The sequence below is a fragment of the Pandoraea sp. B-6 genome (assembly GCF_000282835.1).
Taxonomy (GTDB): Bacteria; Pseudomonadota; Gammaproteobacteria; order Burkholderiales; family Burkholderiaceae; genus Pandoraea; species Pandoraea cepalis.
On the sequence record NZ_KB290533.1, the window covers coordinates 13,932 to 22,950 of the forward strand.

Sequence of the window (9,019 nt, forward strand, 5' to 3'; positions counted from 1 at the left end):
ATGCAATACGGCGTGAAGGCCGCGAACTATCCGTTGATTCCAGAAGACTTCGTGCGTGAGAAGCTGCCCTCCACGCTCGATCAGTACAAGGAAAAGATTTTCGGGCTTTCCATCGATCCGCAACGCCTCTCGGAGATTCGCAACGAACGTCGCCCCGGCAGCAAGTATGCGTCGCTGGAAAACTGCCGATACGAGGTCAACGAGGCCGAGGCGATGATGCGGCGCGAGGGCATCAAGTGGCTGTCCTCGACGCACAAGTCGATTGAAGAAATCGCCACGACCATACTGCAGGAAATCAAGCTGGAGCGTGACGTCTACTGACGTTGCCCGCCGCGCATGCATGCGCCATGCCGAATGCAGGAAGGGACGCCATGAGCGTCCCTTCTTGTTGATATCCCGGATCTCCCCGTGCGCCCCGCCGCGCGTCGCCTCAGGAGAGCCGCTGACGCACCGCTTCGAACAGGCAGATGGCTGCACAAGCCGCCACGTTAAGCGACTCCATGCCGCCCGGCTGCGGGATACGGATCGGCCGTTGCACGCGTTCGAGCCACTGCGGGGACACACCGGCCCCCTCGTTTCCGAACACCCACGCCACCGGCGCACGCAGATCCTGCGCATAGAGCGACGTGCTGGCCTGCAAGCTCGTCGCCAGCAACGGCACCGACAAGCGCGGCGCGAGCGAATCCGGCGTGCAATGCTCCACGATGTTCAGCGAGAAATGTGCCCCCATACCGGCACGTAGCACCTTGCTAGACCAAGCGAGCGCCGTGCCCGACATGCAATACACGTCGCGAACACCGGCCGCCGCCGCGCTACGCAGGATCGAACCGACATTGCCCGCGTCCTGCACGGCGTCGAGAATGACGCAATCCGTCGTTTGCGTTGCCGGCAGGTGCCCCGACGGCATCTCGATCACGAAAAGCAGCGGCACACCGTTGACGAGCGTCGACAACGGCTCGAACAGCGCATGCGGCAGACACACGCGCCGATCACCGTCTACGCGCGCCCAGATCTGTGCCACTTCGGGGTTCTCCAGCGCCGATTCCGCTGCCACGCAAACAAGCGGCTGTCCGAGCGCGTCGAGATAGGCGTCGGCCAGGTGCACGCCTTCGAGCAGCGTCTGGCCGAGTTTGCGCCGCTGCGGATTCGACTGCGCCAACTGTTTTAGCCGCTTGTAGAACGGGTTGTCTTTGGAACTGATCAGCTTCATGACGAATGGCCCACGCGGGCGACGGTAAGCCCGCCGAACAATGCAAAGGCCTCGCGCACCGGCGCGAACGATTGGCGATGATGCGGACTCGGTCCGTGCAGACGCAGCGCGGCGAGATGGCGCGGCGTGCCGTAACCGACATGCTCATCGAAACCGTACTGCGGGAATGCCTCGTGCATCGCGACCAGTTGGCGGTCGCGTGTGACCTTCGCGAGAATCGACGCGGCTGAAATCGCAGGCACCTTGTCGTCGCCCTTGACGATGGCCTCCGCGCGCATCGGCAACGCGGGGCAGCGATTGCCATCGATGAGCGCCAGCGTCGGAACACGCGGGAGTCCGTTCACCGCGCGCTGCATCGCGAGCATCGTCGCGTGGAGAATGTTCAGTGAATCGATCTCCGCCACACTTGCCTCGGCAATGCAATAGGCGAGCGAACGTTCAACGATCTCCTCGTAAAGCGCCTCGCGACGCTGCGCCGTGAGCTTCTTGGAGTCGGCCAGCCCCTTGATCGGACGCGCCGGGTCGAGAATCACTGCCGCCGTCACGACAGGCCCTGCGAGCGGGCCGCGCCCCACTTCATCCACGCCGCAAGTCAGTTCGGCAGCCACGTCGGCGAACAGATCGAGCGCCATTTGCGGTAGCGTCGCCTTGGGCGCGCGGGGACGCGGCTTTGCGGCCGGTACGTCGTCGCCCGAGGTCCCCTTGCGCGCACCGCGACGCCCCTTCACTTCCTCGCTCATAACCGCCCCTTCTCACGCAGCACGCGCTCGATCACTTCTGCCGCGCGCGCGGCCGTATTTTGGCGCAGTTGCTCGTGGATCTTCGTGAAGCGCACCTGCAAGGACGCGCGCAACGCCGGGTCGGTCAATTGCTTCCAGACGGCGTCAGCGAGTGCTTCCGGGGTCGCGAACTGCTGCAACAACTCCGGCACGACGAACTCGCCCGACAGAATGTTCGGCAAACCTACGTACGGCAGATAACCCTGACGCTTCATGATCTGCGCCGTCAACCAAGGCACCTTGTAGGAGATGACCATCGGCTTCTTGTAAAGGGCCGCTTCCAGCGTGGCGGTACCGCTCGCCAGAAGCACGCTGTCCGCCGCCTCCAATGCGAGCGGTGCTCGGCCGTCGATCACGGTCAGGTTGAGATCGCTATGCGCGTCCACGATCGGTTGCATCAACGTGCGCAGCCGCGGCGTCGCCGCCGGGAGCACGAACTGAATCGACGGCTCGCGCTCGGCCAGCAGGCGCATGGCCGCGAAGAACACGGGCGTGAGCCGTTGCACTTCCGACGTCCGGCTACCCGGCAAAATGGCGACGACCGGGCCAGTGCCTTGCAGCGCCAGCCTGGCGCGCGCGCCTGCGACATCGGGCACCATCGGAATCTTGTCGGCCATCGGATGGCCGACAAACGTCGCGTCGATGCCTGCCCGACGGTAAATCTCCGGCTCGAACGGGAACAGGCACAACATGTGATCGACGGCGCGCTTGATCTTCTTGATGCGCCCCCCGCGCCACGCCCAGATCGACGGGCTCACGAAATGAATCGTGGGAATGCCCGCCTCACGCAGCTTGATTTCGAGATCGAAGTTGAAGTCGGGGGCATCGAAGCCGACGAACGCGAGCGGCTTCTCGGCCAGCCAGCGCTCGCGAAGTTGCTTGCGAATCGAGAGAATCTCGCGCAAATGCTTGATGACTTCGACATAGCCCATGACGGAGAGCTTGTCGATGGGCCAATAAGCATCGAAGCCCTCCTCCGCCATATGCGGACCGCCGACACCGGCGTAAGCGATGTCGGACGGAAGGCTCTGCTTGAGACCGGCAAGCACGTTGCCGGCAATGAGATCGCCGGACAGCTCCCCGGCCACCATCGCCAGGGTTCGCTGGCCGGCACCGGGAAGGGTCGGCGGCATGGGTCAGCGCACGATACCGCGCGTGCTGGCGTTGAGGAAGTCGAGCAGCGCGCGCACGGCATCGGACACGTCCGGGGCACCTGCGTTACCGAAGGCTTCGATCTGCACCTTCGCTTCGTCGAGCGTCAGCCCACTCTTGTAGAGCAGCTTGTACGCGTGACGCAGCGCCGTGATCGCGTCAGCCGTGAAGTTGCGGCGACGCAGCCCCTCGACGTTGATGCCGTAAGGCACTGCACGGTCGCCCGAGGCGATGACGAACGGCGGCACGTCCTGCACGAGCACCGACGCGCCACCGATCATCGAGTGCGCGCCAATGCGCACGAACTGGTGCACCCCGGTCATGCCTCCAACGATCGCCCAGTCGCCAACAATGACGTGACCCGCCAATTGCGCGTTGCTCGAGAAGACCGTGTGGTTGCCCACGTGGCAATCGTGCGCGATGTGCACGTAAGCCATGATCCAGTTGTCGTTGCCGACGCCGGTCAGACCGCCGTCCTGCACCGTACCGGTGTGAATCGTCGTGAATTCGCGAATCGTATTGCGATCGCCGATGACGAGCCGCGTCGGCTCGCCGGCGTACTTCATATCCTGCGGACTGCCGCCGATCGAGGCGAACGGGCCAATCTTGTTGCCCTCGCCCAGCGTCGTATGACCGTCGACAATCGAGTGCGAGAGAATCTGCGTACCGGCGCCGACTGTGACATTCGGCCCGATGATCGCATAGGGACCGACGACGACGTCGTCGGCCAGTTGCGCCTTCGCATCGACGACTGCAGTGGGGTGAATATTCGTCATGAGCGTCTTAATTCCGGTTATTCGCCGTTCTTCTTGACCATGCACATGAACTCGGCTTCCGCCGCGATCTTGCCGTCTACCAGCGCCTTGCCCTTGAACTTGTAGAAGCCGCGACGCTCGCTCAGGAAATCGATGTCGAGCACGAGTTGGTCACCCGGTTCGACCGGACGCTTGAAGCGAACGTTCTCGATACCTACGAAATAGTAGAGCGTGTTCTCGTCGTGCACCGGCTCGTCGGAGAACGTCAGGAGTGCGGCGGCTTGCGCCAGCGCTTCGACGATCAGCACGCCCGGCATCACCGGACGCTGCGGATAATGCCCCGTGAAATACGGCTCATTGATCGTGACGTTCTTGATGACCTGGATGTTTTTGTGCGGCTCCAGCCCGATCACGCGATCCACCATCAGCATCGGGTACCGATGCGGCAGCAGCTTCATGATCTTGTGGATGTCGATATTGATTGTGGTCTCGCTCATTTGTCTTGCAGGTCTTTGACCTTCGCTTCAAGTTGACGCACGCGATCGCGCATCTTGTCCAGATTGCGCATGATGGCCGCGTTTTTGTTCCATTCGGCGTTCGGGATGGCCGGAAAGGCGCTTGTATAGGTACCCGGGCCGGGAATCGACTTCGACACCCCCGACTTGGCCGTCACGATGACGCGGTCGCCAATCGTGACATGCCCGGCCACGCCCACGGCGCCGCCGAGCATGCAGAATTTACCGATGGTACTGCTGCCGGCAATGCCCGTGCACGCGGCAATCACCGTGAAGGCGCCGACCCGCACGTTATGCGCGATCTGCACCTGGTTGTCGATCTTGCAACCGCGCTCGATCACCGTATCGGCCATCGCCCCGCGGTCGATGGAGGTCGACGCACCGATTTCGACGTCGTCTTCGATCACGGCGCGCCCGACCTGCGGAATCTTCACCCATTCGCCGCCAGCGGCGGAGAAATCGGGTGCGAAACCGAAACCGTCCGAACCGATCACGGCGCCCGCGTGAATCACGCAACGCGCGCCGATCACACTCGCGTGGTACAGCGTGGCATTCGGATACACGAGCACGTCGTCGCCCAAGGTCGTGCCTCGACCGACGAACACGTTCGCCACCAGACGCACCCGCTCGCCCAGTCGAGCACCTGCCTCGATCACGACGTTCGGGCCAATCACGCACGATGTGGGCACGACGGCCGTCGGATCGACGACCGCGCTCGGATGAATGCCTGCTGCGGGAACCGGCGCCGCGGCCTGCGCGAACATCTGCGCGACGCGCGCGAAGTACGCATAAGGATTCGGCGCGAGAATCCACGCCCGCCCCTCATGCGACGGCAGCTTGTCGAAGTCGGCCTTCGAGAGAATCACCGCCGCCGCGCCCGAGTTGGGCACTTCGGCGAGATACAGCGGATTGGACAGAAACGCGAGTTGATTCGCACCCGCATGATCAAGCGGCGCCAGACCGGCCACGGTGACTTCGCCATCGCCCACGAGGTCGCCGCCAAAGCGGGCGACCAGCTGTGCCAACGAAATCGACGGCGATCCCGGCATCAAAGGCGAGACCGTCACTTGCCGGCGGTGCCGCCGCCCGAACTTGCGTTCAGGGTCTTGAGCACCTTGTCAGTGATGTCGATACGCGGGCTCACGTAGACGGCTTCCTGCACGATCAGATCATACTTTTCCGTTTCGGCAATCTGCTTGATGACGCGATTGGCGCGATCGAGCACCGCGGCGAGTTCTTCGTTGCGGCGCTGATTCAGGTCTTCACGAAACTCGCGCTGCTTGCGCTGGAATTCCGTGTCGGCCGCGGCCAGATCGCGCTGACGCTTGGCGCGCTCGGCGTCGGACAACGTCGGGTTGTCCTTGTCGAGCTTGTCCGACATGGCTTTGAGGCGCTGGGCCATGGCCTGCAGATCCGAGTCCCGCTTGGAGAACTCGGCTTCGAGCTTGGCTTGTGCGGCCTTGGCCGGTGCCGAATCGCGCAAAATGCGATCCGAATTGACGGCGGCGATGCGCGCATCCTGAGCCATGGCAGCAAAGGCTGCCCCAGCCAGCAACGCTGCGGCGAAGCCGCGCAGGCAATGCTTACGGATACCGTTCAATGTCATACCCCTTTACAACGATAAAACGTTCGGAACCGATCGACTCGCCGTCGTTAGAACGACGTACCGACCTGGAACTGGAATTTCTGGTACTGATCGCCCACCTTCTTGACCAGCGGGAAGCCCATCGAGAGCTTGAGCGGGCCAATCGGTGAAATCCACGACAAACCGAAGCCGTAGGAATAACGCAGGTTATTGAAGGTAATCGCCTGGCCGTTATCGAACACGTTACCACCGTCCATGAACGTGAAGATACGCAGCGTACGGTCATACCCCGTACCCGGCAGCGGGAACGTCAGCTCGATGTTGCCGATCAGCTTCGACGCGCCCCCGAGCGGTTCGCCATTGGTGTCCTTCGGACCCAGCGAACTCGGCTCATAGCCGCGCACCGAACCGATACCGCCGGCAAAGTAGTTCTTGAAGATCGGGAACGGCTGACCGCCCATCCCGTGGCCGTAGCCGATTTCGCCGTTGAGTGCCAGCGTAAAGCCACGGCTCACCGGGTAGTAGTACTGGTGCTGATAGTAGGCACGGTAGTACTTGGTCGTGCCAATCGGCGTACCGATTTCAATATTGGCCTGCTGATAATGACCGCGGTTCGGGATCAGCGCGCTATCACGCGAATCGCGCGACCAACCGATGGTCAGCGGATAGTTGTTGCTGACGTAGCCGAATTGGTTGGCGTAGTCGATGTAGCGCTGCGGGGTCGAGCCGTCGCTCGTCAGATGCAGACGCGTCTGTTCGAAGCCCAGACCGAAGAACACCGTATCGACTTCCGAGAACGGCACGCCGAACTTCAGATTGCCGCCCAGCGTGTTGATACGGAAATCCGAATCGCTCGTGAGCAGCAGCGGCTGATACGTGCGGTAGTAGATGTCCGTGATACGGCTCACGCCATCGACCGTGAAGTACGGATCAACCTGCGTGACAGCCAACGTCCGGTACGTCTTACCGGTGTTCACGTTGACCGACAGCGACGTACCCGACCCGAACACGTTGTCCTGGCTGATACCGGCTTGCAGCACGACCTTGTCCGTCGACGAGAAGCCCGCACCGACGTTGATCGTGCCAGTCGGCTTTTCTTCGACCTTCACCTGGAGGTCGACCTGGTCGTTCGAACCGGCCACCGGCTCGGTCGTCACGTTCACGTCGGTAAAGTAGCCCAGGCGGTTGATACGATCCTGCGACAGCTTGAGTCGATCGGCGTCGTACCAGGAGCTTTCGAGCTGGCGCATTTCGCGGCGAATCACTTCGTCACGCGTACGCGAGTTGCCCACGATGTTGATCTTGCGAACGTACACGCGACGACCCGGATCGACGGTCAGCGTGAGCGCCACGGTGTGGTCCTTCCGATCGATCGTCGGCTGAGCGTTCACGTTCGCGAACGCGAAGCCGTAGTTGCCCAGCATGTCGGAAATTGCCTTCGTGCTGGCCTGCAGCTTGGCCGCCGAGAACGTGTCGCCGGCCTTGAGTTGCACGAGCTTGCGCACGTCGTCCTGCTTGCCCAGCATCTCGCCGGTCAGCTTGACGTCCGACACTTTGTACGGATCGCCTTCGTGCAAGTTGATCGTCAGGAACATCTCGTCCTTGTCCGGCGTAATGGAAACGTCGGTGGAGTCGATGTTGAATTCCAGATAACCACGGTTCAGATAGAACGAACGCACCTTTTCCAGATCGCCCGTCAGCTTGTCCTTGGAGTACAAGTCGTTCTTCGAATACCACGACAGCCAATTCGGCGTGCCAAGTTGCATCTCGGCCGTCAGATCCGACGACGAGAATGCCTTGTTGCCAACGAAGTTGATCTGCTGGATCGTGGCCTTCGGGCCTTCCGTCACGGCGAACTGGATCCCCACGCGATTACGCTCGAGCGGCGTGATCGTCGTCTTCACCTCGGCAGCGTAGTAACCGCGCGTAAGGTATTGACGCTTGAGTTCCTGTTCCGATTTCTCTAGCAGATTTCGGTCGAAGCTGCGACCCTCGGTCAGGCCGACCGAACGCAAGGCCTTTTTCAAACCGTCCTTGTCGAATTCCTTGATGCCGAGGAAGTCGATGGAAGCAATCGCGGGACGCTCGTTGACGTGCACCACCAGCACGTTACCTTGCGCTTCGACGCTCACGTCCGAGAACAAGCCCGTTGCATAAAGGGCACGAATTGCTTCGGTGCCCTTATCGTCGTTGAACTTGTCGCCCGGCTTGACCGGCAAGTACGAAAACACCGTACCGGGTTCAATGCGCTGCAAGCCCTCCACTCGGATATCCTTGACCACGAACGGCTCGACGGCCCGCGCCAGGAAACTGTGTGCCGCCAGAACCGCAATCACCAGGGTCTTCGGAACAAGGTGGTATTTATTCGACAACTTGCTTCCCCAAGAAACAATTGAATCGTAACAACTCGGATTTGCCTGCGACGGCAGGCGCGTGACGCCGTCTAGTGCAGCAATTTCGACAGGTCATTGAATAGGGCTACGGCAGACAGCGCGAGGATGCAAACGATGCCCACTCGTTGCAGTGCGCCCTGCCACCGCTCGGAGACTGCCCGACCGGTAATCGCTTCGACCGCATAATATAACAGATAGCCACCGTCCAGAACCGGAATCGGCAACAGATTCAATACGCCAAGACTAATGCTGACAAGCGCGAGAAAGGCGACGAAATAATCCAGGCCGAGTCGGGCCGAACGCCCCGCATAGTCCGCAATCGTCACCGGCCCACTCAGATTCTTGAGCGATGCCTGCCCGGTGATCATCTTCCCGAACATTCGTACGCTGAACGAAGTGACATCCCAGGTGCGCTGCGCCCCCCTGCCGATGGCCTCGATCAGCCCATACCGGACCGTCACCGTATCGACCTGGGACGCCAGCGCCGCGCCGATCTTGCCCACGCGCGCACCGCCCGCCTCGGCCGGATCGACTTCCGCGCTTGGCGTCAGGGGCACGTTGTGCAACGCACCGTCGCGTCGCACGGTGAGCGTCATTGGCTTTCCCGGGGGAGCACGTACGGCGTCCACC

At 61.8% G+C, this 9,019-nt stretch carries 10 protein-coding genes; 1 reads left to right on the forward strand and 9 read right to left on the reverse strand.

Annotation, left to right across the window (positions count from 1 at the left end):
• Positions 1-321 (forward strand): kinase/pyrophosphorylase (locus tag A985_RS29280; protein WP_232424623.1); only part of this gene is annotated, 321 nt, incomplete at its 5' end.
• Between the two features lie 109 nt (positions 322-430).
• On the opposite strand, the gene A985_RS0114500 is transcribed toward A985_RS29280, so the two are convergent.
• From A985_RS0114500 to rseP, 9 genes are all read right to left on the reverse strand, one after another.
• Complete coding sequence (locus A985_RS0114500; RefSeq protein ID WP_017234126.1) at positions 431-1,210, reverse strand: RNA methyltransferase; 780 nt, start codon at positions 1,208-1,210, stop codon at positions 431-433.
• Positions 1,207-1,842, reverse strand: a complete 636-nt coding sequence (rnhB, locus tag A985_RS0114505; protein WP_051060196.1) for a ribonuclease HII — start codon at positions 1,840-1,842, stop codon at positions 1,207-1,209. Before rnhB ends, A985_RS0114500 begins: the two co-directional genes overlap by 4 nt.
• Positions 1,843-1,946: 104 nt before the next feature.
• The gene (gene lpxB, locus A985_RS0114510; RefSeq protein WP_026131980.1) at positions 1,947-3,122 is read right to left on the reverse strand and encodes a lipid-A-disaccharide synthase; all 1,176 of its coding nucleotides are present in this window, start codon (positions 3,120-3,122) and stop codon (positions 1,947-1,949) included.
• Positions 3,123-3,125: 3 nt separating this feature from the next.
• Positions 3,126-3,917, reverse strand: a complete 792-nt coding sequence (gene lpxA / locus A985_RS0114515) for an acyl-ACP--UDP-N-acetylglucosamine O-acyltransferase (RefSeq protein WP_017234129.1) — start codon at positions 3,915-3,917, stop codon at positions 3,126-3,128.
• A gap of 17 nt (positions 3,918-3,934) precedes the next feature.
• Positions 3,935-4,393, reverse strand: a complete 459-nt coding sequence (gene fabZ / locus A985_RS0114520; protein WP_017234130.1) for a 3-hydroxyacyl-ACP dehydratase FabZ — start codon at positions 4,391-4,393, stop codon at positions 3,935-3,937.
• A complete protein-coding gene (gene lpxD / locus A985_RS0114525) occupies positions 4,390-5,460 on the reverse strand; it encodes a UDP-3-O-(3-hydroxymyristoyl)glucosamine N-acyltransferase (protein ID WP_017234131.1) in 1,071 nt (356 codons plus the stop codon). The genes fabZ and lpxD overlap by 4 nt, the downstream gene beginning before the upstream one ends.
• Positions 5,461-5,474: 14 nt before the next feature.
• The gene (locus tag A985_RS0114530) at positions 5,475-6,017 is read right to left on the reverse strand and encodes an OmpH family outer membrane protein (RefSeq protein ID WP_017234132.1); all 543 of its coding nucleotides are present in this window, start codon (positions 6,015-6,017) and stop codon (positions 5,475-5,477) included.
• Between the two features lie 47 nt (positions 6,018-6,064).
• Positions 6,065-8,368: an outer membrane protein assembly factor BamA gene (gene bamA / locus A985_RS0114535; RefSeq protein WP_026131982.1), complete on the reverse strand. Its 2,304-nt coding sequence runs from the start codon at positions 8,366-8,368 to the stop codon at positions 6,065-6,067.
• A gap of 71 nt (positions 8,369-8,439) precedes the next feature.
• Positions 8,440-9,019 (reverse strand): RIP metalloprotease RseP (rseP, locus tag A985_RS29285; RefSeq protein ID WP_232424624.1); only part of this gene is annotated, 580 nt, incomplete at its 5' end.